Here is a 22,258-nt window from a genome sequence, read left to right as displayed (position 1 = left end):
ATATCTGTCCTTTGTGTGGCGCAGCCAATGCCTGCGCCATGGTGGCTGCAGCGCAGCCCGCGACAGGGCAGAGCGTTTCCAGTCCCAGTTCAGCCCAAGTGGCCCTCGATTGCTGGTGCCAGCGTGTAGCAGTGTCGGCCAATGCGCTGGCTCAAATACCGGCTGACAAAGTGGGTCTAGCGTGTTTGTGCCCCCGCTGTGCCCAGCGGGCAGCGCACACGCCATGCGCAGAGACGGGCCAGCAAGCATGAACGCAGCCGGACGCAAAGTCGCCATCGTCACGGGTGCCAGTCGCGGCATTGGCGCGGCTACCGCCAAATTATTGGCCGCGCATGGCTATGCCGTAGCCATCAACTACCACTCCAACACGCAAGCAGCGCAGGCGGTGCTGCACGATATTGAGCAAGCGGGTGGTATAGGCCTCTTGGTTCAGGCTGATGTGTCACAGCCAGCGGCGGTGAAGCCAATGTTCGATGCGGTTGAGCAGGCGCTGGGCACGGTATCGGTGCTGGTGAACAACGCAGGTATTTTGCACACACAAAGCCGATTGGTAGATATCAGTGTGGAACGTTTTGAAGCGGTGTTTCGCACCAATGTGCTGAGCTGTTTTTTGTGCTGCCAAGAAGCGATCATGCGCATGTCCACCCGCTATGGCGGCGCAGGAGGGGTCATTGTCAATGTGTCGTCGGGGGCTTCCAAAAGCGGCTCGCCCAACGAGTATGTGGACTACGCCGCATCCAAAGGCGCTGTGGACACCTTGACCCGAGGGCTGGCTTTGGAGGTGGCTGCCGAGGGCATACGTGTCAACGCCGTGCGCCCAGGGTTGATCTACACCGACATACACGCAGCCGGCGGTGAGCCAGGGCGGGTAGACCGACTGAAAAGCAAAATCCCTATGCAGCGGGGTGGTCAGGCACACGAAGTAGCAGAGGCCATTGTGTGGCTTGCTACCGATAAGTCGTCTTTCGTTACCGGCAGTTTTATCGACCCGGCAGGCGGCTTGTAGCCTAGCTTGTCAGCGTGCCGCGCAAGTGCCGCAGCACCAGCTCACGCAGCAAGGGTTGCTGACCGTGGAAGAAGTGACCACCACCGGGAACCACCAGCAGGGGCAGCTTTTGCGCTTGCGCCCACGCCAGCGTACCCGCGTAGGGGACGATCTCGTCGTCATCGGCGTGCAATGCCAGGGTGCGGTGGTGCAGGTCGCTGGGAATGGTGGCGGCAGTGAAGCGGCTAGTGGCTGTGCCTACCAGTACGATGGAGCGCATGTCGGCTGCACGGCTGGCATGCAGGCGCTGCACCGCGTGGCTGGTGACATACGCACCGAAGGAAAAGCCTGATAGGCCCAATGGTCCGGTGGGGGTGATGTGCTGCACCACGGCCATCAGATCATTGACTTCGCCCTTGCCGTCATCGAAGGCTCCTTCACTCTGGCCCACACCGCGGAAGTTGAAGCGCACCGCGCGCCAGCCCATCAGCACCCAAGCCCGGTTGAGGGTGTGGACGATTTTGTGGTCCATATTGCCGCCGTGGGCGGGGTTGGGGTGGGCCACGATGGCCGTGCCGTGTCCGGGCTGCCAGCCGTCGGGTGTATCGATGGCGACTTGCACAGACCCCGCAGGGCCTTGGATCAACAGTTGCTCCACCATGCTCAGCGCCCCACGTCCTCGGGCAATACCAGCCGCTCGACCACTTGGCCGCCGATCAGGTGGCTTTGCACGATTTCTTCCACATCGCTTTTGTCGACAAAGGTGTACCAGGTGCCTTCGGGGTAGACCACGGCCACTGGGCCACCCGCGCAGCGATCCAGACAGCCGGCTTTGTTGACGCGCACTTTGCCTTTGCCAGCGTGTCCGGCTGCGGCGACCATGCGTTTGCAGTGGTCAAAGCCCTCTTTGGCTCCGTGCAGGTGGCAGCTGTCTTCGCCGTTGGGGCGTTCATTGAGGCAGAAAAAAATATGGCGTTCGTAGTATGGGCTCATGATTTAGGCTTTCAGTGCGAGGCTTTGGAGGGAGGGGCGTTGATAGGCAGTTGCCATTATCGAAGCAGTGCAAAACCCTAGGCGCCCAAGGCAAACACCACGGGGGTGGCGTTGTCCAGTTGCCAGCTGCGTTGCTTCCATTGCTGCACGGTGGCGCTGCGAATGCTTTGCTGGGGCAGCGTCAGTCCGCTGGCGCATACCAAGCGGGTGCTGGGTTTGAGGCTTTGTAGCAAGGCTTGCAGCAAGGCACTATTGCGATAGGGTGTTTCAATGAACAGCTGGCTTTGCCCGGTTTGCAGGGCGCGCTGCTCCAACTCGCGCAAACGCTTGCTGCGTTCGGTTGCATCGGTGGGGATGTAGCCCACGAAGGCAAAGTCTTGGCCATTGAGACCGCTGCCAGCCAAGGCCAGCAGTAGCGAGACGGGGCCTACCAAGGGCACCACAGTCAGGCTTAGGTCATGGGCTGCACGCACCACGGAGCTGCCTGGATCGGCCACGGCCGGCATACCCGCTTCGCTGACTAAACCTATATCGTGGCCCAGCAGAGCGGCTTGCAACAGTGGTTTGGCATCGAATAGGCCAGAGCGATCACCTGTGACGTGATCCCCTTTTTTGTGCACTTGGCGTGGTAATTCTTGGATCTGCATCTCCTGCAGCGGGCAGGGCAGTGGGTGGGTGGCCGAGAGGCGTTTGAGCAAAGCGCGGGTGGTTTTGGCGTTTTCGCACACCCAGTGGCGCAGGTTGGCTGCTGCTTGCAAAGTGGCCTCGGGCAGGGTGTGCTGCAGCGGCCCTTGGGGCTCGCAGCCAAAGTCCAGTGGGGCTGGCACCAGCAGCAAGCGACCGGGGCTGGGGTGTTTGGTGGTGCTCATGCGCTGGCAGAGGGGGTGGGCGACAGCAGGGGAACTCCGGCAGCGCGCAGCAGGTGGCAGGTGCGAATCAGTGGCAACCCGACCAAGGCGGTGGGGTCGTCGTTGTCGATGCGCTCCAACAGGCTGATGCCCAGCCCTTCGCTCTTGGCGCTGCCCGCGCAGTCATACGGCGTTTCAGTCCGCAGGTAGAACTCGATTTCGGCATCGCTCAGGTCGCGAAACACCACTTTCACCTGCGCAATGTCTTGTTGGCAAAAGCCCGTGGCTTGGCACACCACTGCCAGTGCGGTTTGGAAAATGACGGTTTGCCCGCGCATGCGGCGCAGTTGTTCGACAGCCCGTTCGTGCGTACCGGGTTTGCCCAGCGGCTCGCCGTTCAGGTCGGCTACTTGGTCGGAACCAATCACCACGGCATGGGGATGCTGGGCGGCGACGGCTTGGGCTTTGGCCAGTGCCAAGCGTTGGGCCAAGGCTTGGGGGGCTTCGCCGGGCAGTGGGGTTTCGTCCACGTGGGGGGCGGCTACGCTAAAAGGGATGCGCAGGCGCTCCAGCAAAGCGCGGCGGTACACCGAGGTGGAGCCCAGCACCACTGGGGGCGTCAGGATTGGGGCGGGGGATGTTGCGGTCATGGGGGGCGATTCTCTTACACTGCCGCCTATGAAGCACGAATACTCTGTCCAAAGCCTCAACATCGTTCAGTTCGCCAAACAAGAGGGGCAACTGCAAGCCACCGTGCCACTGGCAGACATGCCACGTTTGCTGCGCGAAACTTTGCCTACCGATCAATCGGTGGCGGTGTACATACAAGCCCGTGGGTGGATGCAGGCTGATGCATCCGGTGCGCAAGAACCCTGGTTGCATCTGCAAAGCACCGCCACCTTGCGCCAAACTTGCCAGCGTTGTTTGCAGCCAGTCGACATGGCCATGCAGGTGGATCGCCAGTTCCGCTTTGTGGCTACCGAAGAGTTGGCTGAAATCGAGGACGAGGAGTCGGAAGAAGATGTGCTGGTCATCAGCCAAACTTTTTCCGTGCAAGAGCTGGCAGAAGATGAATTTTTAATGGACATGCCCGCCATTCCCATGCATGCCGTGTGCCCACAGCCTGTGCGTATGGCGGTGCAAGACAAAGACTTTGACCAAGGCGAGAGCGAAAAGCCCAACCCATTTGCCGTTTTGCAGCAGTTCAAAAAGGGGGGTTCCTAGTTCGGTCTAGTTTGGTCTATAATGGCGGGCTTCGCGTGCTGAAAAGTACTTGGTTCGCGGCTTAACCCTTTTAACCGATGTGTTGCCTATCCCTGTGCAGCACTCATGCTCAGGAGCCGATCATGGCAGTTCAACAAAACAAAAAGTCTCCTTCTAAGCGCGGTATGCACCGTTCGCACAATGCGCTGACCGTTCCTGGTATCGCTGTGGAAGCCACTACTGGCGAAACCCACCTGCGCCACCACATCAGCCCCAACGGTTTTTACCGTGGTCGCAAGGTTTTGAAGACCAAGTCTGAAGCCTAATTAGGCTTCTAACTACCAAAGCCCGAAGCTGCACCCTTGTAGCGACGGGCTTTTGTCATTTTTGGCATTTAGGCTTGCAGCCTAGCTTCTTGCCGCCAACTCCCTCTTCTGACCTGGTTTGACCGCATGATCACCATCGCTGTGGACTGTATGGGGGGCGATCATGGCCCTCAAATTACCTTGCCTGCATGCCGGGCTTTTCTGGATAACCATCCCGATGCCCACCTGATTGTGGTGGGTTTGCCCGATGTGCTGCAGGGCTTTAGCCATGCGCGGGTGCGCCATGTGCAGGCCAGCGAAGTGGTCGCTATGGATGACCCGCTGGAAGTGGCGCTGCGTAAGAAAAAAGATTCATCGATGCGCGTGGCCATCGAGCAGGTCAAAGACGGTGCCGCGCAAGTCGCTATTTCAGCGGGCAATACGGGCGCTTTGATGGCGATTTCCCGCTATGTGCTCAAAACCTTGGATGGGATTGAGCGCCCCGCTATTGCATCGCAAATCCCCAATGCATTGGGTAAAGCCACCACTATGCTCGATTTGGGCGCCAACGTGGACTGCACGGCCGAGCATTTGCTGCAGTTTGCCCTCATGGGGTCGGCCTTGGTGTCAGCCCAAAGTGGTAGTGCAGCGCCCACGGTAGGGCTGCTCAATATTGGTGAAGAAGTCATCAAGGGCAATGAAGTCATCAAGCAGGCCGGTGAACTGATGCGTCAAGCTGGACAAGCGGGCGCGCTGAATTTCTTCGGCAATGTGGAAGGCAATGACATCTTCAAAGGAACGGTGGAAATTGTGGTCTGCGATGGTTTTGTGGGCAACGTGGCGCTCAAAACCAGCGAAGGTTTAGCCTCTATGTTCAGCAATGCTTTGAAGGCTGAGTTTTCCCGCAGCATTTGGACTAAGTTGGCAGCTTTGGTGGCCTTGCCTGTCTTGCAGGTCTTCAAGCAGCGCTACGACCACCGTCGCTACAACGGCGCAGCCTTGCTGGGTTTGCGCGGATTGGTGTTCAAGAGCCACGGATCAGCCGATGCTGTGGCCTTCGGTCATGCCTTGGAGCGGGCGTATGATGCGGCCCGCAACCAGTTGCTTGAGCAGTTGCAGCAGCGCATTGCCGCCAATGCGGCCGCTGTGCAAGCCCCGCCTGAGCCAACTGTGGTCACGCCCTGAAACTGGCACGCCGTAAGGTTGCGCCGTACAAGACAAATACCATGAGACTTTTTTCCCGTATCACAGGCACGGGCAGTTATGTGCCCCCACGCCGCCTGACCAACGCTGATTTGGCTGCCCAATTGGCTGCCCAAGGTGTCGAAACATCGGACGAATGGATTGTGGAGCGCACGGGCATCCGCAATCGCCACTTTGCAGACGATGGCGTTTTCAGCAGCGACTTGGCCTTGCATGCTGCTCGCAATGCATTGGAGGCCGCAGGCCGCACCGCGCAAGACATTGACCTCATCATCGTGGCCACCTCGACACCGGACATGGTGTTCCCGTCCACTGCGTGCATCTTGCAGAGCAAACTGGGGGCGGCTGGGGGGGCAGCGTTTGACGTGCAAGCCGTCTGCAGTGGCTTTATTTATGCCCTCAGTGTGGCCGATGCCATGATCCGCGTCGGCAGTGCCACCAAAGCGTTGGTAGTGGGCGCTGAAGTGTTTTCGCGCTTGCTCGATTTCCAAGACCGCACCACCTGCGTGTTGTTTGGTGATGGCGCAGGGGCTGTGGTGCTCGAAGCGTCAGAGCAGCCTGGTATTTTGGCCACCGATTTGCACGCCGATGGCAAGCACGTGGGCATTTTGTGCACGCCGGGCCATGTGGCCAATGGCCATATTTTGGGTGATCCATTGCTCAAGATGGATGGTCAAGCCGTATTCAAACTAGCGGTGGGGGTGCTGGAAGATGCAGCCCGCGCGGTATTGGCCAAGGCGGGTAAAACCGAAGCCGATATCGATTGCTTGGTACCGCACCAAGCCAATCTCCGCATCATCCAAAGCACAGCGCGCAAGCTCAAGATGCCGATGGACAAGGTGGTGGTCACGGTCGATTTGCACGGCAATACTTCGGCGGCTTCCATTCCTTTGGCGCTGGATCATGGGGTGCGCTCGGGTCGCATTCAAGCTGGACAAACTGCTTTGCTCGAAGGCGTGGGCGGTGGCTTTACTTGGGGTGCGGTGCTGCTGACTTTATAAGGACACACGATGAAACCTTTTGCTTTTGTATTTCCCGGTCAGGGCTCCCAGTCGGTGGGCATGCTGGATGCATGGGGTGATCACCCTGTTGTCAAAGCCACTGTGCAAGAAGCGTCCGACGCTTTGGGTGAGGATATTGGGCACTTGATCCACGAAGGCCCCAAAGAGGCTTTGGCGCTGACCACCAACACCCAGCCGGTGATGCTGGTTGCTGGTGTGGCGGCTTACCGCGTCTGGATGCACGAAGTGGGCGTCGTCCCGCAAGTGGTGGCAGGCCATTCGCTGGGCGAGTACTCCGCCTTGGTTGCCGCAGGTGTGCTGACTTTGAGTCAAGCGACTCCGCTGGTGCGTTTGCGCGCCCAAGCCATGCAAGATGCAGTGCCTGTGGGTGTGGGAGCTATGGCTGCCATTTTGGGGCTCGATGCTATCAAAGTGATAGCAGGCTGTGCAGAAGCAGCAAGCTCTTTTGGCCCTAATAGCACTGAGGTTGTGGAGGCTGTGAACTTCAACGATGCAGCGCAAACTGTCATCGCCGGTACCAAAGCGGCTGTGGATAAAGCGTGCGAAGTGCTCAAGGCTGCTGGTGCCAAACGCGCCTTGCCATTGCCTGTATCGGCGCCATTTCACTCCAGCTTGATGAAACCTGCGGCGGAAAAACTCAAAGCCCATTTGCAAACCCTGCACTTGGCAGCTCCGGCCATTGCGTTGGTCAACAACATCGATGTGGCGATCAACACCGAGCCAGTCGCCATCGTCGAGGCGTTGTACCGCCAAGCCTTTGGCCCAGTGCGCTGGGTCGAATGCGTGCAGGCTATCAAAGCCCGTGGGGTTTCGACCATGGTTGAGTGTGGTCCCGGCAAGGTATTGGCCGGTATGGTCAAGCGCATCGATGCCGAGATGCAAGCGGCTGCGTTGTACGACCCCACAACATTGGAAGAAGTGAAAGGATTGTTGGCATGAGTGATGTGCAAATAACAGGGCAAGTGGCCTTGGTAACAGGCGCTTCGCGCGGTATTGGCGCTGCTATTGCGCGCCAATTGGCCCAGCGCGGTGTCAAGGTGGTGGGCACTGCTACCAGCGAGAGTGGAGCTGCCCATATCAAAGCCGCCTTGGCTGAGTTTCCCGGTTGCGATGGCCGCGTGCTCAATGTGACCGATGGCGCTGCAGGCGAGGCTTTGGTGGATGCTTTGGTGAAAGAATTCGGCGCTTTGCACATTCTGGTCAACAACGCAGGCATTACCCGTGACACCTTGGCCATGCGCATGAAGGATGATGACTGGGATGCTGTGCAGGACACCAACCTCAAAGGCGTGTTCCGCATGAGCCGTGCCGTGCTGCGCCCTATGATGAAACAACGCTATGGTCGCATCATCAGCATCACCTCGGTGGTGGGGGCCTCGGGCAACCCCGGGCAAGCCAACTATGCGGCTGCCAAAGCGGGTGTGGCCGGTATGACCCGAGCATTGGCGCGCGAGTTGGGTTCGCGCCAGATCACGGTCAACTGCGTTGCCCCTGGCTTTATTGACACCGACATGACCGCCGCCTTGGGCGACGAGCAGCACAAAGCCTTGTTGGGGCAAATTCCATTGGGCCGTTTGGGCAGTCCCCAGGATGTGGCCCATGCTGTGGCGTACTTGGCCTCCCCGGAAGCTGCGTACGTGACAGGACAAGAGTTGCATGTCAACGGTGGCATGTATATGTGAGTCAGGGCGGGGCACTACAATGCGCCCTGCAATCGAATCGGGTTTGACCCAGTTAGAGAATCCGCTCTAGCGCAGGTAGAATCCGACTTTCTTTTCTTTTACAACCCTTAGAGGGAACCATGAGCGATATCGAAGCACGCGTCAAGAAAATCATTGCCGAACAACTCGGCGTTGAAGAGTCTCAAGTCACCAACGAAAAAGCCTTCGTGGCCGATCTGGGTGCCGACTCCCTGGACACCGTGGAATTGGTGATGGCTTTGGAAGACGAATTTGGCATTGAAATCCCTGACGAAGATGCTGAAAAAATCACCACTGTGCAAAACGCCATCGACTACGCGAAAGCACACCAAAAGGCCTAATCAGGCGGACAACGCTGTGCCAGCGTTGTATCAACCAGAAATCGGGGCGGCGTTGTGCTGCCCGATTTCCCCAGATTTCCAGTGTCTTGCGTTTCTGCAAGGCATTTTTCCCCGATCAGCACATTACTGACTGTTATGACCCGTCGCCGCGTTGTAGTTACAGGTTTAGGTTGCATCAGTCCGGTGGGTAACACCGTGACCGAAGCATGGTCTCAATTGCTTGCTGGCCAGTCCGGTATTGGTCGCATCACCAAATTCGATGCGTCTGCCATGGCTTGCCAGATTGCAGGTGAAGTCAAAGACTTCCAGTTGGAGTCTTACATCGGCAGCAAAGAAGCTCGCACCATGGATACCTTTATCCATTACGGTATTGCAGCGGCCATGCAGGCTGTGGTGGATGCCGGTTTGCCCATCGGTGAGGCACTTTCCGATGATTTGGCTGTGCGCATTGGCTGCATGGTGGGCTCGGGCATTGGTGGTTTGCCCATGATTGAGGAAACCCACGCCGAATACACCAACCGGGGCCCACGCCGCATTTCGCCTTTCTTTGTACCTGCTTCCATCATCAACATGGTGTCGGGCCACATTTCCATGCGCTATGGTTTCAAGGGCCCTAACTTGGCCATCGTCACCGCTTGTACCACGGGCTTGCACTGCATTGGCCAAGCGGCCCGCATGATCGAGTACGGTGATGCCGATGTGATGGTTGCTGGCGGTACCGAATCGACCGTTTCGCCGTTGGGAATTGGTGGGTTTGCGGCCATGCGCGCCTTGTCCACTCGCAATGATGATCCCCAAGCCGCTTCACGCCCGTGGGACAAAGACCGTGATGGTTTTGTGCTGGGTGAGGGCAGCGGCGTACTGGTGCTCGAAGAGTACGAACACGCCAAAACACGCGGTGCCAAAATTTATGCCGAAGTCGCTGGTTTTGGTATGAGTGCCGATGCCGGTCACATGACGGCGCCCAGTATGGATGGCCCACGCCGTGCCATGGTGCTGGCGTTGCGCAACGCGGGCATCAATGCGGATCAAGTGGATTACGTCAACGCCCACGGAACGTCCACGCCATTGGGCGATGTGAACGAATCCAACGCCATCAAAGCGGCGCTGGGCGACCATGCCAAGAAGGTCGTGGTCAACTCCACCAAGTCCATGACGGGCCACTTGCTGGGTGGTGCGGGTGGTTTGGAATCGGTCTTCACGGTGCTGGCGGTGCACAACCAAAAGAGCCCACCGACCATCAATTTGCAAAACCAAGACCCTGAGTGCGATTTGGATTACTGCGCCAATACCGCTCGCGACATGCGCATTGATTACGCTGTCAAAAACAACTTCGGTTTTGGTGGCACCAACGGCACTTTGGTGTTCAAGCGCATTTAACGCTCTGCTCGCGACTGCACAACCCCACGCTGCATGGATCGTTTACCGATCTTGCTGGTGGGGTTTTGTTTTGGCGCTCATCACCCTTGCAGGTTATGCCGCGATTGCATTGGCTTGTTACACCGGTTTGGCGTGGGTGACAGCCCTGTTGCTGCTGTTGCTCCAAACCGGGTTGACGCTGCAGGCCTATTGGGTTTGGTTCCGCACCCAGCCTGCCACTTTGGCGTGGACTGGGCAAGGCTGGCAGCATGGTGGAGCTGGGTTACAGTACGTAGTCATAGACGGCGACTGGCAGCGTTTGTTGCTGCTGAGAACCGTTTCCGAAACAGGTCGTTGGCGTTGGCTGGTGCTGCAGGCAGATTGGTATAGCCCTGCACATTGGCACAGCTTGCGCTCTACGCTCATCCTCGCCCAAACCCATGAGTGATATCAAAGCCCAAGCCGGAGATCCGGATGAAGTATTGGTCGCCTTGACCGTGCAGGGCGATCAACAGGCATTTCGCTTGCTCGTTCTCAAATACCAACGGCGTGTACAGCGCTTGATCGCCCGTTTGGTGCGTGATCCCGATTGGGTGGAGGACTTGGCGCAGGAGACGTTTATCCGTGCCTACCGCGCTTTGCCGCAGTTCCGTGGCGAGGCGCAGTTTTATACCTGGCTGTACCGCATTGCGGTCAATACGGCCAAAAAGGCCCTGATGGACAAACGCCGTGATCCGGTGCAATTGGATTGGCAAACTCCGGGTGCCGATGACGATGAAACTTTTTCCAACCAGCCAGAACCAAGTACTGAGGCTACACCGGAATCTGAACTGGCTGCCAAAGAAATTGCGGCAGCAGTCAATCAGGCGCTGGATGCGTTGCCAGAGGACTTGCGACAGGCTGTTGTATTGCGTGAGATGGAGGGTTTGAGCTACGACGACATCGCAGAAGTGATGGGTTGCCCTATCGGGACGGTGCGTTCGCGTATTTTCCGTGCTCGGGAAGCTATTTCGGCCAAGATCAAACCACTATTGGACAAACAAACAGGAAAGCGCTGGTGAGGGTATGCAAGACACAATAACCGCTTCGAATAAACCGCTCAATGAGCAATGGAGTGCTTTGCTCGATGGAGCGTTGTCCGAGCAGCAAACGCGCCAGCTCTTGCACACCTATGCCCAAGATGCGCACGCGCAAGAGCAGGTGGCTAGCTACCTGCTTATTGGTGATGTGCTGCGTGATTCCCTGCCTGCCTCATCGCTGCAAGACAGCGAACTTTTTTGGACTAAGTTGCAGGGGCAGTTGCTCGCAGCGCAGGCTATGGAGTCCATTCAGGCGGCTCCTGTGCCAGCAGAAGCACGTTTCAAACATTGGGCCAGTCGTCCTGCGGCCAACCAGACATGGCGTTGGCTGGGTGGTGTTGCTGCCAGTGTGCTGGTGGTTTCTGTCGGGTGGTACGTCTGGGGTACCCAAACGGTTGGCCGTGGTGTGGGAGGGCAAGAGTTGGCCTCAGCGGCAGGCAATGGTGAGCAAGCCGTGATGCTGCGTGATCCTGAGTTGGATGCTCTTTTGGAAGCACATCAAGAAGTCGGTGGACACTCGGCTTTGCAAATGCCCGCTGGTTTTATCCGCAACGCAACTTTGGAGTGGAGTAGCCCATGAGCATTGCCATGCGCAGTCGCTGGGTTTTGTTGGTGGTTTTGTGCTGTCTCTCTGTCGCCGCATGGGCGCAGGATGCGGTCGATTTGCAAACATGGCTCAAGCGTACTTACGATGCTTCACGCCAAAACTCTTATGTGGGAACCTTTGTGGTCTCCTCATCGGGACGCATGTATTCGGCACGCATCATTCATGCCAGTGAAGGGGATTTGCAGGTGGAGCGAATCGAGGCGCTGTCAGGCAAACCCCGCATTACCTTGCGCCGCAATCAGCAAGTGATGACTTTGTTCCCCGCAAATCAAATAGCGGTGGTGGAGAGCCGTGAGTCTCTCAAGGACTATCCTTTGCAACTACGCCCGGGCAATGCCCAAGTAGGGCAGTGGTACCAACTCAAACCCTTGGGCGAGGAGCGCATTGCGGGTATGACAACCGAGGTCATGCGCATCGCTCCCAAAGATGCACTGCGCTACGGCTATACCGTGTGGGCAGATAAGCACACAGGCATGGTGCTGCGCATGCAAACCATGGATGCGGAGGGGCGCATTCTGGAGCAAGCAGCATTCTCAGAGTTGCAAATGGGCGTTCCGTTTAGCCCCGCTGCTTTGGCCGCCCAAATGCAACTGCCAGAGGGGTTTCGGTTGGTGCAGCGCGAAGTCACCAAAACCAATGCAGAAGCACAAGGCTGGAAACAGACGCAAACGGTGGTGGGCTTCCAGACATCTGCAGCGTATATACGGCCCACCCCCATGGCGGCTTCAACTGACAGCAGCACAGCGCTGCAATGGATTTTTTCCGATGGTTTGGCCACGGTGTCGGTCTTTGTGGAGCGTTTTGATCCGCTACGCCATACCCGGGAGGGGGGGCTTGAGACAGGAGGCTCCACCCATATTTGGACACGGCGGCACAACAACTGGTGGATCACCGCCGTGGGCGAAGTGCCGATGGCAACCTTGCGCCAAATGGCGCAAGGCATAGAGCGTTTGCAGTGAGAGTTATTACGGGAGTTCATACGATGCAATGGAATAGTTTTGCCAGTACCCGCCGTTGGCTAGCCGGGTTGACGTTGGTTTGCACCTACAGCATGGCCAGCCTGATGACCATTCAAGCAGCGCATGCGCAAAACCGCGCTTTGCCCGATTTCACCGATTTGGTCGATCAAGTGGGACCATCGGTGGTCAATATCCGCACACTGGAAAAAGTCAGCACCAGCGACACGGCCCAGAACGGTATGGATCCCAATATGCTGGAATTCTTCCGCCGCTTTGGCATCCCCGTGCCCAATGTGCCCAAGCAGCAAACACCACGGCGCAAGCAGCAGCCCGACAGCGAGGAAGTCCAACCCACGGGCGTTGGTTCGGGCTTTATTTTGACCAGCGATGGCGTCATCATGACCAATGCCCACGTGGTCAAAGGGGCAGACGAAGTGGTGGTCACGCTGACCGATAAACGCGAATTCAAGGCCCGCATTTTGGGTGCCGATGAACGCTCCGATGTGGCGGTGGTCAAGATCGATGCAGCAGGTTTGCCGGCTGTAAAAGTGGGGGATGTATCGCGTCTACGCGTCGGTGAATGGGTGATGGCTATTGGGTCGCCCTTTGGCCTAGAAAACACGGTTACTGCAGGCATCGTCAGTGCCAAACAGCGCGATACCGGAGATTACCTGCCCTTGATCCAAACCGATGTGGCCATCAACCCCGGCAACTCGGGAGGCCCGCTCATCAATATGCGTGGTGAAGTGGTAGGCATTAATAGCCAAATTTACTCCCGCTCTGGTGGTTTCATGGGCATCTCTTTCTCCATCCCCATCGACGAGGCCATGCGGGTGGCCGATCAGTTGCGTGCCAATGGCAAGGTCACGCGCGGGCGCATCGGGGTGCAGATTGACCAAGTGAGCAAGGAAGTGGCCGATTCCATTGGCTTGGGTAAACCCATGGGGGCTTTGGTACAGGTCGTCGAAGAGGGATCGCCAGCACAAAAAGCCGGTGTGCAAGCGGGTGACATCATTACCAAGTTCGATGGCAAGGCAGTCGAGAAAGCGTCTGATTTGCCGCGCATGGTTGGTAGTACAGCACCGGGTAGCACTCACACCATCACCGTATTTCGCCGTGGTAAGAGCATGGACTTGCAAGTCAATGTGGTGGAGTTGAGCACTGACAAAACGGCCAGTGCGCCTGTTGCTGTGGAAAAGCCCAAACCCTCCTCGGCGTTGACCAAAACGTGGGGTTTGACGGTGGCTGACTTGACTGATGCACAGAAAAAAGAGCTAAAAACGGGTGGTGTGCGTTTGACCGCTATCACCGACACTGCCGCACGCAGTGGCCTGCAGCCCGGTGATGTGATTGTGCAAGTGGCCAATACTCCAGTAGCCAGTGTCAAGGAGCTGGAGGAGGTGCTGTCCAAACAAGACAAGAACAAAGCCGTGAGCGTGTTGTTTCGCCGTGGGGATTGGAGCCAATTCACGGTGATTCGCCCTGTGAGCAAGTAAGGCGCAGGGGCGGGGCGGCTGCGCTATAGCCTAAAATCGCCCCATTTAGCCCAACAGGGCCCATCCCGGCGGGGCGTGTCTGCCAACGACGCGCCCTTTTTGTTTCCTAGCAAGATCGCCCACGGCAGGGCCGTAACCGACAAAGCGTAGCGTTGATGAAGCACATCCGAAATTTTTCCATCATTGCCCACATTGACCATGGCAAATCGACCTTGGCCGACCGGCTGATCCAGCGTTGTGGTGGTCTGGAAGAGCGCGAAATGGAGGCGCAGGTGCTCGATTCCATGGACATTGAGAAAGAGCGCGGCATCACCATCAAGGCGCAAACGGCGGCCCTGCAATACAAAGCCAAGGACGGTCAGGTCTACAACCTGAACCTGATCGACACCCCCGGACACGTGGACTTTTCTTACGAGGTGAGTCGCTCCCTCTCGGCTTGCGAAGGTGCATTGCTGGTGGTTGATGCCAGCCAAGGCGTGGAAGCCCAAACGGTGGCCAACTGCTACACCGCGCTCGATTTGAATGTGGAAGTGTTGCCCGTACTCAACAAAATTGACCTGCCTAATGCCGACCCAGACAACGCGCGCAGTGAAATCGAAGACGTGATTGGTATTGATGCCACTGAAGCGATAGTTTGCTCGGCCAAAACTGGCTTGGGTATCGACGACATCCTGGAAACCATCGTCGCCAACATACCGTCGCCCCGTGGTAACCCCGATGGCCCCTTGCGCGCCATGATCATCGACAGCTGGTTTGATGCCTATGTGGGCGTGGTCATGCTGGTGCGTGTCGTGGACGGCCGATTGGTCAAGGGTGAGCGCATCAAGATGATGGCATCAGGGGCTAGTTACAACGCTGAAAAGCTGGGCGTGTTCACGCCCGCCAACCAGCCGCGTGAATCGCTGGAAGCGGGCGAGGTGGGTTACATCATCGCCGGCATCAAAGAATTGCAAGCGGCCAAGGTGGGGGACACCGTGACCCTGATCAAGGCCGGTTCGGGCGGCGCAGCGTTTACCGCGCAAGAGCCGCTGCCGGGCTTCAAGGAAATTCAGCCGCAGGTGTTTGCAGGGCTGTACCCCACCGAGGCCAGCGAATACGACTCCCTGCGCGATGCACTGGAGAAGCTCAAGCTCAACGACGCCTCGTTGCACTACGAACCCGAAGTGTCGCAAGCGCTGGGTTTCGGTTTCCGTTGTGGTTTCTTGGGGCTCTTGCACATGGAAATCGTGCAAGAGCGCTTGGAGCGTGAGTTCGATCAGGATCTGATCACCACAGCGCCCAGCGTGGTGTATGAGGTGATGCGCAACGATGGCGAAGTCATCATGGTGGAAAACCCCTCCAAGATGCCCGAGGTTGGCAAGACGGCCGAAATTCGCGAACCCATCGTGACCGTGCACCTGTATATGCCGCAGGAATACGTGGGCGTGGTGATGACGCTGGCCAACCAAAAGCGTGGCATCCAAGTGAACATGGCCTACAAAGGCCGCCAAGTGGTTCTGACTTACGAGATGCCGTTGGGTGAGATCGTGCTGGACTTCTTTGACAAGCTCAAGAGCGTGAGCCGTGGCTACGCATCCATGGACTACGAGTTCAAGGAGTACCGCGCATCCGATGTGGTGAAAGTGGACATCCTGCTCAACGGTGACAAGGTCGATGCGCTCTCTATCATCGTGCACCGCAGCCAGTCGGCTTACCGGGGGCGCGCCGTGGTGGCCAAGATGCGCGAGATCATCAGCCGCCAGATGTACGACGTGGCGATCCAGGCCGCCATTGGCGCCAACATCATCGCCCGTGAAACCGTGAAGGCCTTGCGCAAAAACGTGCTGGCCAAGTGCTATGGCGGTGACATTACCCGCAAGCGCAAGCTGCTCGAGAAGCAGAAAGCGGGTAAGAAGCGCATGAAACAAATCGGCTCAGTAGAAGTGCCCCAGGAAGCTTTCTTGGCCATTTTGCAGGTGGAAGAATGAATATTGACAAAATTATGCAAGCCGCTACGGCGGTGGTTTTGGGCGCTTTTGCACTCTATGGCGTGGCGGTATTCCAAGGTTGGACAGAAGGTAATTTCCCATTGGCTTTGTTCTTGGCTACCGTTGTCACAGGTGGCTACTGGTTGGCAGAGCGCTATCACTTTGCCCCCCAGCGCCGTTTGGCTGCCCAGCAGCTGCAAGAGGCAGAACAAATGCGCCGCCAAGGGCTAGAGCAGCAAGGTATTGCTTACGATAACGTGGATCTGGAACCTGCTAAGCAACGGTTGCTGATGCAGCCTTGGTGGCTGGATTGGACGGCAGGCTTGTTTCCCGTCATCGTAGTGGTGTTCGTTTTGCGTTCTTTCTTGTTCGAGCCGTTCAAGATTCCGTCGGGTTCCATGATTCCGACGCTGCAAATTGGTGACTTGATTTTGGTGAACAAATTCACCTACGGCATCCGCCTGCCAGTGTTGGGCACCAAGATCACCCAAGGAACCCCCCCACAGCGGGGTGATGTGATGGTGTTCCACTTCCCCCCCAATCCCAATCAAGACTTCATCAAGCGTGTGGTGGGGTTGCCTGGTGACACGGTGGAGTACATCAACAAGCGCTTGACCATCAATGGCCAGGCGGTGCCTACCAGTCCGATCCCGGACTATTTGGACGACTCATCCAATAGCTACAGCAGCCAATTTGAAGAGCAGCTAGCGGGAGTGCATCATTTCATTTTGAATGACAAAAATCGCCCCGCCATGGTGGCGGGCGTGAGCCAGTTTCCGGGCATGGAAAACTGCAGCTACTTTGACACGGGTGTGCGCTGCAAAGTGCCTGAAGGGCACTATTTCATGATGGGTGATAACCGCGACAACTCGTTGGACTCTCGCTACTGGGGGTTTGTCCCAGACGAAAATATTGTCGGTAAGGCCTTCTTTGTCTGGATGAATTTCGGTAACCTCAAGCGGATTGGGTCTTTCCATTAAGTTCGCTACTGCATACAACTAGGAGTACAGCAATGGCACGGCAATCCCCGGCACGTCAGCGTGGTATTGGTTTCATCGGTCTTTTGTTTTATGGCGCGGTATTTGCCTGCTTGGGCGTAGTCCTCGCGCAAGCATTTCCCACGGTAGTGGAGTACATCGCTGTGCAGCGTGCGGTCGATGCCGCACGGCAAGCGGAGTCGATCACCGATGCCCGCATGGCTTTTGACAAGCAAGCGGACATCAACGACATCAAATCCATCAGCGGCAAAGACTTGGTCATTACCCGCGTGAATGAGAAGAACAATGTCAGCTTTGCGTACCAGCGTGAAATCCATTTGGTCGGGCCTGCTTACTTGACGCTCAAATACACTGGCCAATCCAAGTGAGTAGTGATGGTTTGGCAAGTCTGCAGCACAGGCTGCAGCACAGTTTTCGCAAGCCCGAGCTCTTGCAAAGGGCACTTACCCACCGCAGTTTCAGTTCCGACCACTATGAGCGCCTAGAGTTTCTGGGCGATTCTGTGTTGGGGCTGGTCATGTCAGACATGCTCTACCAGCAGCTACAACAGCTGCCAGAGGGCGACCTATCCCGCGTGCGGGCCAATTTGGTTCGTGAAGAAACCCTGCACAAGCTCGCTTTGGGCTTGGAGTTGCCCACGCTGCTGCGCTTGGGGGAAGGGGAAATGCGCTCCGGCGGTGCACGCCGTGCTTCCATATTGGCCGATGCCCTAGAGGCCATTATTGGTGCTGTTTATGTGGATGCCGGTTTTGATGCGGCACATGCTGTTGTGAAGCACTTGTTTGCCAAGGTGGAATTCACCACCAGCATGACAGCGCGCGACAAAGACCCCAAAACGGCTTTGCAAGAATGGTTGCAAGGCCGCAAATACCGCTTGCCCGTCTACACCATCGTGGCGACGACCGGGCTGGCACACCAGCAGAACTTTGATGTGGAATGCGTGGTACCCGATTTGCGCCTGACCGAACGCGGCTTGGGGGCATCGCGCCGGGCCGCTGAACAAGCCGCTGCAGCGGCCATGCTGCAGACCATCCAAGCGAGGAATAAAACATGAATGCTCCTAAAAATATAGCGCCTCCAGTAGATGCAGCAAGCTCTACAGGCCCATTGGCTTCAGAAATTGAAAACACTGAACAACCCTCCCGCTGTGGTCTCGTGGCCATCGTGGGAAAGCCCAATGTCGGCAAGTCCACGCTGCTCAATGCCTTGGTAGGGCAAAAAATCAGCATCGTCTCGCGCAAGGCGCAGACCACGCGCCACCGCATCACGGGCATGCGTACCGAAGGCGCGGTGCAATACGTGTTTGTCGATACGCCGGGCTTTCAGACTCTGCACGGTAACGCGCTGAACAAGTCGCTCAACAAAACCGTAGTGGGTGCGGTGGCCGATGTGGACCTCATCCTGTTTGTGGTGGAAGCGGGCAGCTTTACCGGGGCGGACGAAAAAGTGCTCTCGCTGTTGGGTAAAGACATCCCGGTCATGCTCATTGCCAACAAGCTCGACAACGTCAAGCAGCGCGCTGAGCTGGCTCCGTGGCTCAAGGGCATGCAGGCCAAATACCCGTTTGTGGAATTTGTCCCTCTGTCGGCCAAAAATCCCAAAGACGTGCTGCATTTGCTGCAAGTCTGCGGCCGCTACCTGCCCGAGCAGGACTTTTGGTACGACCCCGAAGAGCTGACTGACCGCAGCGAAAAATTCTTGGCCAGTGAGTTGGTGCGCGAAAAACTGTTCCGCCTCACGGGCGATGAGCTGCCCTACACCTCCACCGTGGTGATCGAGCAATTTGCCGAAGAGCCACCCCAGCGCAAAGGCCAAAAACGCCTGCTGCGCATTGCCGCCACCATCATCGTGGAGCGCGATGGGCACAAGGCCATGGTGATTGGTGACAAGGGCGAGCGCATCAAACGCATTGGCATGGAAGCGCGCCAAGAGCTGGAGACGCTGGCCGATGCCAAGGTTTTCTTGGAGCTGTGGGTTAAGGTGCGTTCCGGCTGGGCCGACGACGAAGCCCGCGTGCGCTCTTTCGGCTACGAGTAAGCCCGGCACCGCATGGCTGGCGCACGCTCCACTTACCGCGTGGCGGACGAATCGGCCTTTGTGCTGCACCGTTACGACTGGAGTGAGACCAGCCTGATTCTGGAAACTTTCACGCGCCAGCATGGCCGCGTGGCCTTGGTGGCCAAAGGGGCCAAGCGGCCTACCTCCAGCTTTCGGGCGGTGCTGTTGTTGTTGCAGCCCATCACCATCACCTACGGCGGGGATGCAGAAATCCGCACCCTCAAAAGTGCCGAATGGCAGGGCGGGCATGTCATGCCCCGGGGCGATGCGTTGCTGGCCGGTTGCTACCTCAATGAGTTGCTGCTAACCCTGCTGGCGCGCGATGACCCGCATACCCTGCTGTACGACGACTATGCCCGTGTGGTGCAGCTATTGGCGCAGGGCGATTCGCGTTTGCTGCAGCCCGTTCTGCGCGGGTTCGAGTTGCTGCTTTTGCACCGCTTGGGTTTGCTACCCCAGTTGCATGAGCAGACGCATACGCTTGCACCGATAGAGCCAGACATGCCCTACACGCTGGTGCCAGAAGGGGGGCTGCGCGAAGCCACTGAGCACGATGCCCATGCCATGCTGGGCGCGCACTGGCTGGCTTTGCAAACGGCATTCAATGCCCCCGATGCTTGGCTGGCTACGCTGACGGCGTGTACCGATATGCCCAGTGCGCTCAAACCCTTGTTGCGGCACTGCTTGCACTACCATTGCGGAGTTCGGCAGCTGCGCACCCGGCAAGTAATGCGCGAATTGCACGCTCTGTAGTGTGTGCTTTGTAAGGCTTGTGTCTATGAAAACCCATCTCTCCGTCAACGTCAACAAAGTGGCATTGGTGCGCAACACGCGCCATTTGGGCATTCCCAGCGTGACGCGTGCTGCGTTGCTCTGCCTGCAAGCTGGGGCACAGGGCATTACCGTGCATCCACGGCCCGATGGGCGCCATATCCGCAGCCACGATGTGCTGGAACTGGCCGAGCTGCTGCAGGCGTGGCCGGACCGCGAATACAACATTGAAGGCAACCCCTTCCAGAACCTCATGGATGTGGTGCGCGACCTCAAAGCACGTGGTCTGCCGGTGCACCAGGTCACTTTTGTGCCCGATAGTGAAGACCAGTTCACCAGCGACCATGGCTGGAACATCGCCCAAGACGCGCAGCGCCTGCGTCCACTGATTAGCCAGGCCCAAGCTTTGGGGCTGCGCGTGAGCTTGTTCATGGATGCCGACCCCAGCGCCATGGCCGCTGCCAAAGCGCTGGGGGCTGATCGCATAGAACTCTACACAGAACCCTACGCTGCAGCATGGGGGACGCCCGATCAGGCCGCGCAATTGCAGCGTTTTTCCCAAGCGGCGCAAGCGGCCTTGGATGCCGGTCTGGGTATCAACGCCGGTCATGACCTGAACCTGCACAACCTGCGTGCCTTTGCCCAAGCGGTGCCGGGCTTGCAGGAAGTCTCCATAGGCCATGCCCTCATCGGTGACGCGCTGGAGCTGGGCTATGCCGCCACAGTGCAGGCTTATTTGGCTTGCTTGGCCTGAGAACCACCGACCATGATTTACGGCATTGGTACCGATATTTGCGATGTGCGCCGCATCCGCGAGAGCGTGCAGCGCCACGGCGAGCGTTTTGCGCGCAAGGTGCTCAGCGATGCCGAGTTGCGCACTTGGCAAGCCCGCAGCGCCCGTTGGCCTGAGCGCGGTTTGCGCTATTTGGCTACGCGTTTCAGCGCCAAAGAGTCGTTTAGCAAAGCCATAGGCATGGGCATGCGCATGCCCATGACTTGGCGACTGTGCGAAATAGCCAATGAGGCCTCGGGCAAGCCTGTCATCGTGTTGCATGGAGAACTCAAAGACTGGTTTGAGGCCCACCAATTGCAAGCCCACATCACCGTGACCGACGAAACCGACTACGCCGCCAGTTTTTGCGTGGTCGAGTACCGCAGCGGTACAGGGCCTGCCGCGCAGCCGCCTGTATAGCTTTTTTAGCATTCCATCCTGAACCACCTATGCCATCGACCATCGCTTCTGCCATCCATGCTCCGCTCATCATCGACATAGCAGGCACCAGCTTATCCAAAGTGGACAAGCAACGCTTGCAGCACCCCTTGGTGGGGGGCTTGATCTTGTTTGCCCGCAACTGGGAAAACCGGGCCCAGCTCACTGCGCTGTGCCAGAGCATCAAAAAGCTGCGCCCTGATTTGCTCATTTGTGTGGACCACGAAGGCGGGCGTGTGCAGCGCTTCAAGACCGATGGATTTACCCACTTGCCGCCCATGCGTGCGCTGGGTGAGATGTGGCTGGCCGAACCCGCTGGCACGGCGTCCAGCAAAAAGGCCGGGCCACTGGACGCCACCCAAGCGGCCAGCGCCTGCGGTTATGTGCTGGGGGCAGAACTGCGCGCCTGTGGCGTGGACATGAGCTTTACCCCGGTGCTGGATTTGGACTACGGCAGCAGCGGGGTGATTGGCGACCGCTCCTTTGGCCGCGACCCGCGTGTGGTCAGTCTGCTGGCCAAGAGCCTCATGCATGGCCTGCTGCAAAGCGGCATGGCCAACTGCGGTAAGCATTTTCCCGGGCACGGCTTTGTGGCGGCCGATTCGCACACCGAAATTCCGGTGGATCAACGCAGCCTCAAAGCCATCTTGGCCGACGATGCCGCCCCCTACCGCTGGCTGGGCAGCGTCACCAGCAGTGTGATGCCTGCCCATGTCATCTACCCCAAGGTAGACAAACGCCCAGCGGGCTTTTCCAGCAAGTGGTTGGGCGACATTCTGCGTGGGCAGTTGGGTTTTACCGGCGCTATCTTCAGCGACGACTTGTCCATGGAAGGCGCACGCCGCTTGGACGGGCAAGTGGTGAGCTATACCCAAGCCGCCGTGGCCGCGCTGCAAGCGGGTTGCGACTTGGTTCTCCTGTGTAACCAGTCGGTCGGCAAGGGCGAGCCTGTTGATGAGCTGATTGCCGGTTTGACCGAAGCCCTGCTCAAGAACGAGTGGCACGCCAGCGAAACCAGTGAAGAGCGCCGCCGTGCCTTGCTGCCTAGCAAACCAGCAGTGGGCTGGGATGCCCTGATGGTGCAGCCAGCGTATATGCAAGCGCTCGATTGGGTGCTGTAAAGAACGCACAGCGCAGCTAGACACCAAACCGAG

At 57.9% G+C, this 22,258-nt stretch carries 28 protein-coding genes; 24 read left to right on the top strand and 4 right to left on the bottom strand.

All coding sequences use genetic code 11. The annotated features are described in order from the left end of the window. Nucleotides 1-38: 38 nt before the first annotated feature. The gene (locus KIK84_RS13660; protein WP_214123880.1) at nucleotides 39-251 is read left to right on the top strand and encodes a cysteine-rich CWC family protein; all 213 of its coding nucleotides are present in this window, start codon (nucleotides 39-41) and stop codon (nucleotides 249-251) included. Next, nucleotides 248-1,006, top strand: a complete 759-nt coding sequence (locus KIK84_RS13655; protein ID WP_214123661.1) for an SDR family oxidoreductase — start codon at nucleotides 248-250, stop codon at nucleotides 1,004-1,006. Before KIK84_RS13660 ends, KIK84_RS13655 begins: the two co-directional genes overlap by 4 nt. Before the next feature lies 1 nt (nucleotide 1,007). Here KIK84_RS13655 and KIK84_RS13650 read toward each other — a convergent pair whose 3' ends face one another. The 4 genes from KIK84_RS13650 to KIK84_RS13635 all read right to left on the bottom strand — a co-directional run bounded on the left by KIK84_RS13650 (nucleotide 1,008) and on the right by KIK84_RS13635 (nucleotide 3,476). Continuing rightward, nucleotides 1,008-1,646, bottom strand: coding sequence for an alpha/beta hydrolase (locus KIK84_RS13650; RefSeq protein WP_214123660.1), 639 nt, complete (start codon nucleotides 1,644-1,646; stop codon nucleotides 1,008-1,010). Nucleotides 1,647-1,648: 2 nt separating this feature from the next. Continuing rightward, nucleotides 1,649-1,978 (bottom strand): (2Fe-2S) ferredoxin domain-containing protein, encoded by a 330-nt coding sequence (locus KIK84_RS13645; RefSeq protein ID WP_214123659.1) that lies wholly within the window; start codon nucleotides 1,976-1,978, stop codon nucleotides 1,649-1,651. 77 nt (nucleotides 1,979-2,055) lie between these two features. Then, complete coding sequence (locus tag KIK84_RS13640) at nucleotides 2,056-2,847, bottom strand: SAM-dependent methyltransferase (RefSeq protein WP_214123658.1); 792 nt, start codon at nucleotides 2,845-2,847, stop codon at nucleotides 2,056-2,058. Next, nucleotides 2,844-3,476 carry a Maf family nucleotide pyrophosphatase gene (locus tag KIK84_RS13635; RefSeq protein WP_214123657.1) on the bottom strand — a complete coding sequence of 211 codons (633 nt, stop codon included), beginning with the start codon at nucleotides 3,474-3,476 and terminating at the stop codon, nucleotides 2,844-2,846. The genes KIK84_RS13640 and KIK84_RS13635 overlap by 4 nt, the downstream gene beginning before the upstream one ends. 28 nt (nucleotides 3,477-3,504) lie before the next feature. Here KIK84_RS13635 and KIK84_RS13630 point away from each other — a divergent pair, with 28 nt between their 5' ends. The 22 genes from KIK84_RS13630 to nagZ all read left to right on the top strand — a co-directional run bounded on the left by KIK84_RS13630 (nucleotide 3,505) and on the right by nagZ (nucleotide 22,225). Next, complete coding sequence (locus KIK84_RS13630; RefSeq protein WP_214123656.1) at nucleotides 3,505-4,050, top strand: YceD family protein; 546 nt, start codon at nucleotides 3,505-3,507, stop codon at nucleotides 4,048-4,050. Nucleotides 4,051-4,172: 122 nt separating this feature from the next. Beyond that, complete coding sequence (gene rpmF, locus KIK84_RS13625) at nucleotides 4,173-4,355, top strand: 50S ribosomal protein L32 (protein WP_214123655.1); 183 nt, start codon at nucleotides 4,173-4,175, stop codon at nucleotides 4,353-4,355. A 126-nt stretch (nucleotides 4,356-4,481) separates the two neighbouring features. Further along, nucleotides 4,482-5,519 carry a phosphate acyltransferase PlsX gene (gene plsX / locus KIK84_RS13620; protein ID WP_214123654.1) on the top strand — a complete coding sequence of 346 codons (1,038 nt, stop codon included), beginning with the start codon at nucleotides 4,482-4,484 and terminating at the stop codon, nucleotides 5,517-5,519. A 41-nt stretch (nucleotides 5,520-5,560) separates the two neighbouring features. Then, the gene (locus tag KIK84_RS13615) at nucleotides 5,561-6,538 is read left to right on the top strand and encodes a beta-ketoacyl-ACP synthase III (protein ID WP_214123653.1); all 978 of its coding nucleotides are present in this window, start codon (nucleotides 5,561-5,563) and stop codon (nucleotides 6,536-6,538) included. Between the two features lie 9 nt (nucleotides 6,539-6,547). Continuing rightward, complete coding sequence (fabD, locus tag KIK84_RS13610; protein ID WP_214123652.1) at nucleotides 6,548-7,498, top strand: ACP S-malonyltransferase; 951 nt, start codon at nucleotides 6,548-6,550, stop codon at nucleotides 7,496-7,498. Beyond that, nucleotides 7,495-8,241, top strand: coding sequence for a 3-oxoacyl-ACP reductase FabG (gene fabG, locus KIK84_RS13605; RefSeq protein WP_214123651.1), 747 nt, complete (start codon nucleotides 7,495-7,497; stop codon nucleotides 8,239-8,241). The genes fabD and fabG overlap by 4 nt, the downstream gene beginning before the upstream one ends. A 119-nt stretch (nucleotides 8,242-8,360) precedes the next feature. After that, nucleotides 8,361-8,600, top strand: a complete 240-nt coding sequence (acpP, locus tag KIK84_RS13600; RefSeq protein ID WP_214123650.1) for an acyl carrier protein — start codon at nucleotides 8,361-8,363, stop codon at nucleotides 8,598-8,600. Between the two features lie 135 nt (nucleotides 8,601-8,735). Further along, the gene (fabF, locus tag KIK84_RS13595) at nucleotides 8,736-9,980 is read left to right on the top strand and encodes a beta-ketoacyl-ACP synthase II (RefSeq protein WP_214123649.1); all 1,245 of its coding nucleotides are present in this window, start codon (nucleotides 8,736-8,738) and stop codon (nucleotides 9,978-9,980) included. A 70-nt stretch (nucleotides 9,981-10,050) separates the two neighbouring features. After that, the gene (locus KIK84_RS13590; RefSeq protein ID WP_214123648.1) at nucleotides 10,051-10,407 is read left to right on the top strand and encodes a hypothetical protein; all 357 of its coding nucleotides are present in this window, start codon (nucleotides 10,051-10,053) and stop codon (nucleotides 10,405-10,407) included. After that, the gene (gene rpoE / locus KIK84_RS13585; RefSeq protein ID WP_214123647.1) at nucleotides 10,400-11,020 is read left to right on the top strand and encodes an RNA polymerase sigma factor RpoE; all 621 of its coding nucleotides are present in this window, start codon (nucleotides 10,400-10,402) and stop codon (nucleotides 11,018-11,020) included. Before KIK84_RS13590 ends, rpoE begins: the two co-directional genes overlap by 8 nt. A gap of 4 nt (nucleotides 11,021-11,024) precedes the next feature. Further along, on the top strand, nucleotides 11,025-11,618 hold the full coding sequence (locus KIK84_RS13580) for a sigma-E factor negative regulatory protein (protein WP_214123646.1): 594 nt from the start codon (nucleotides 11,025-11,027) through the stop codon (nucleotides 11,616-11,618). Continuing rightward, complete coding sequence (locus tag KIK84_RS13575; protein ID WP_214123645.1) at nucleotides 11,615-12,604, top strand: MucB/RseB C-terminal domain-containing protein; 990 nt, start codon at nucleotides 11,615-11,617, stop codon at nucleotides 12,602-12,604. Before KIK84_RS13580 ends, KIK84_RS13575 begins: the two co-directional genes overlap by 4 nt. Before the next feature lie 92 nt (nucleotides 12,605-12,696). Then, the gene (locus KIK84_RS13570) at nucleotides 12,697-14,100 is read left to right on the top strand and encodes a DegQ family serine endoprotease (protein WP_250208002.1); all 1,404 of its coding nucleotides are present in this window, start codon (nucleotides 12,697-12,699) and stop codon (nucleotides 14,098-14,100) included. A 155-nt stretch (nucleotides 14,101-14,255) separates the two neighbouring features. Then, the gene (gene lepA, locus KIK84_RS13565; RefSeq protein WP_214123643.1) at nucleotides 14,256-16,067 is read left to right on the top strand and encodes a translation elongation factor 4; all 1,812 of its coding nucleotides are present in this window, start codon (nucleotides 14,256-14,258) and stop codon (nucleotides 16,065-16,067) included. Next, nucleotides 16,064-17,047, top strand: a complete 984-nt coding sequence (gene lepB, locus KIK84_RS13560; RefSeq protein WP_250207985.1) for a signal peptidase I — start codon at nucleotides 16,064-16,066, stop codon at nucleotides 17,045-17,047. The genes lepA and lepB overlap by 4 nt, the downstream gene beginning before the upstream one ends. 32 nt (nucleotides 17,048-17,079) lie before the next feature. Next, nucleotides 17,080-17,433: a DUF4845 domain-containing protein gene (locus tag KIK84_RS13555; RefSeq protein ID WP_214123642.1), complete on the top strand. Its 354-nt coding sequence runs from the start codon at nucleotides 17,080-17,082 to the stop codon at nucleotides 17,431-17,433. Continuing rightward, complete coding sequence (rnc, locus tag KIK84_RS13550) at nucleotides 17,430-18,119, top strand: ribonuclease III (RefSeq protein ID WP_214123641.1); 690 nt, start codon at nucleotides 17,430-17,432, stop codon at nucleotides 18,117-18,119. Before KIK84_RS13555 ends, rnc begins: the two co-directional genes overlap by 4 nt. Next, complete coding sequence (gene era / locus KIK84_RS13545) at nucleotides 18,116-19,102, top strand: GTPase Era (protein WP_214123640.1); 987 nt, start codon at nucleotides 18,116-18,118, stop codon at nucleotides 19,100-19,102. Before rnc ends, era begins: the two co-directional genes overlap by 4 nt. 12 nt (nucleotides 19,103-19,114) lie before the next feature. Continuing rightward, nucleotides 19,115-19,876: a DNA repair protein RecO gene (recO, locus tag KIK84_RS13540; protein WP_214123639.1), complete on the top strand. Its 762-nt coding sequence runs from the start codon at nucleotides 19,115-19,117 to the stop codon at nucleotides 19,874-19,876. Nucleotides 19,877-19,901: 25 nt separating this feature from the next. Next, nucleotides 19,902-20,648: a pyridoxine 5'-phosphate synthase gene (locus tag KIK84_RS13535; RefSeq protein WP_214123638.1), complete on the top strand. Its 747-nt coding sequence runs from the start codon at nucleotides 19,902-19,904 to the stop codon at nucleotides 20,646-20,648. Between the two features lie 12 nt (nucleotides 20,649-20,660). Beyond that, entirely contained in the window at nucleotides 20,661-21,086 is a 426-nt protein-coding gene (gene acpS / locus KIK84_RS13530) for a holo-ACP synthase (protein ID WP_214123637.1), read from the top strand. A 29-nt stretch (nucleotides 21,087-21,115) separates the two neighbouring features. Next, entirely contained in the window at nucleotides 21,116-22,225 is a 1,110-nt protein-coding gene (gene nagZ, locus KIK84_RS13525) for a beta-N-acetylhexosaminidase (RefSeq protein ID WP_214123636.1), read from the top strand. The last annotated feature ends 33 nt before the right edge of the window (nucleotides 22,226-22,258 follow it).

Source organism: Curvibacter sp. CHRR-16 (genome assembly GCF_018474005.1).
GTDB lineage: Bacteria > Pseudomonadota > Gammaproteobacteria > Burkholderiales > Burkholderiaceae_C > Allorhodoferax.
The sequence above is the reverse complement of the archived record's forward strand: the minus strand, read 5'-3'. Positions and strand labels throughout refer to the sequence as shown.

Excerpts from the sequence above, each read along its gene's own strand:
- KIK84_RS13660 (WP_214123880.1), top strand. The coding sequence starts at position 39 with ATGGTGGCTGCAGCGCAGCCCGCGACAGGGCAGAGCGTTTCCAGTCCC.
- KIK84_RS13655 (WP_214123661.1), top strand. The coding sequence starts at position 248 with ATGAACGCAGCCGGACGCAAAGTCGCCATCGTCACGGGTGCCAGTCGC.
- KIK84_RS13650 (WP_214123660.1), bottom strand. The coding sequence starts at position 1,646 with ATGGTGGAGCAACTGTTGATCCAAGGCCCTGCGGGGTCTGTGCAAGTC.
- KIK84_RS13645 (WP_214123659.1), bottom strand. The coding sequence starts at position 1,978 with ATGAGCCCATACTACGAACGCCATATTTTTTTCTGCCTCAATGAACGC.
- KIK84_RS13640 (WP_214123658.1), bottom strand. The coding sequence starts at position 2,847 with ATGAGCACCACCAAACACCCCAGCCCCGGTCGCTTGCTGCTGGTGCCA.
- KIK84_RS13635 (WP_214123657.1), bottom strand. The coding sequence starts at position 3,476 with ATGACCGCAACATCCCCCGCCCCAATCCTGACGCCCCCAGTGGTGCTG.
- KIK84_RS13630 (WP_214123656.1), top strand. The coding sequence starts at position 3,505 with ATGAAGCACGAATACTCTGTCCAAAGCCTCAACATCGTTCAGTTCGCC.
- rpmF (WP_214123655.1), top strand. The coding sequence starts at position 4,173 with ATGGCAGTTCAACAAAACAAAAAGTCTCCTTCTAAGCGCGGTATGCAC.
- plsX (WP_214123654.1), top strand. The coding sequence starts at position 4,482 with ATGATCACCATCGCTGTGGACTGTATGGGGGGCGATCATGGCCCTCAA.
- KIK84_RS13615 (WP_214123653.1), top strand. The coding sequence starts at position 5,561 with ATGAGACTTTTTTCCCGTATCACAGGCACGGGCAGTTATGTGCCCCCA.
- fabD (WP_214123652.1), top strand. The coding sequence starts at position 6,548 with ATGAAACCTTTTGCTTTTGTATTTCCCGGTCAGGGCTCCCAGTCGGTG.
- fabG (WP_214123651.1), top strand. The coding sequence starts at position 7,495 with ATGAGTGATGTGCAAATAACAGGGCAAGTGGCCTTGGTAACAGGCGCT.
- acpP (WP_214123650.1), top strand. The coding sequence starts at position 8,361 with ATGAGCGATATCGAAGCACGCGTCAAGAAAATCATTGCCGAACAACTC.
- fabF (WP_214123649.1), top strand. The coding sequence starts at position 8,736 with ATGACCCGTCGCCGCGTTGTAGTTACAGGTTTAGGTTGCATCAGTCCG.
- rpoE (WP_214123647.1), top strand. The coding sequence starts at position 10,400 with ATGAGTGATATCAAAGCCCAAGCCGGAGATCCGGATGAAGTATTGGTC.
- KIK84_RS13580 (WP_214123646.1), top strand. The coding sequence starts at position 11,025 with ATGCAAGACACAATAACCGCTTCGAATAAACCGCTCAATGAGCAATGG.
- KIK84_RS13575 (WP_214123645.1), top strand. The coding sequence starts at position 11,615 with ATGAGCATTGCCATGCGCAGTCGCTGGGTTTTGTTGGTGGTTTTGTGC.
- KIK84_RS13570 (WP_250208002.1), top strand. The coding sequence starts at position 12,697 with ATGGCCAGCCTGATGACCATTCAAGCAGCGCATGCGCAAAACCGCGCT.
- lepA (WP_214123643.1), top strand. The coding sequence starts at position 14,256 with ATGAAGCACATCCGAAATTTTTCCATCATTGCCCACATTGACCATGGC.
- lepB (WP_250207985.1), top strand. The coding sequence starts at position 16,064 with ATGAATATTGACAAAATTATGCAAGCCGCTACGGCGGTGGTTTTGGGC.
- KIK84_RS13555 (WP_214123642.1), top strand. The coding sequence starts at position 17,080 with ATGGCACGGCAATCCCCGGCACGTCAGCGTGGTATTGGTTTCATCGGT.
- era (WP_214123640.1), top strand. The coding sequence starts at position 18,116 with ATGAATGCTCCTAAAAATATAGCGCCTCCAGTAGATGCAGCAAGCTCT.
- recO (WP_214123639.1), top strand. The coding sequence starts at position 19,115 with ATGGCTGGCGCACGCTCCACTTACCGCGTGGCGGACGAATCGGCCTTT.
- KIK84_RS13535 (WP_214123638.1), top strand. The coding sequence starts at position 19,902 with ATGAAAACCCATCTCTCCGTCAACGTCAACAAAGTGGCATTGGTGCGC.
- acpS (WP_214123637.1), top strand. The coding sequence starts at position 20,661 with ATGATTTACGGCATTGGTACCGATATTTGCGATGTGCGCCGCATCCGC.
- nagZ (WP_214123636.1), top strand. The coding sequence starts at position 21,116 with ATGCCATCGACCATCGCTTCTGCCATCCATGCTCCGCTCATCATCGAC.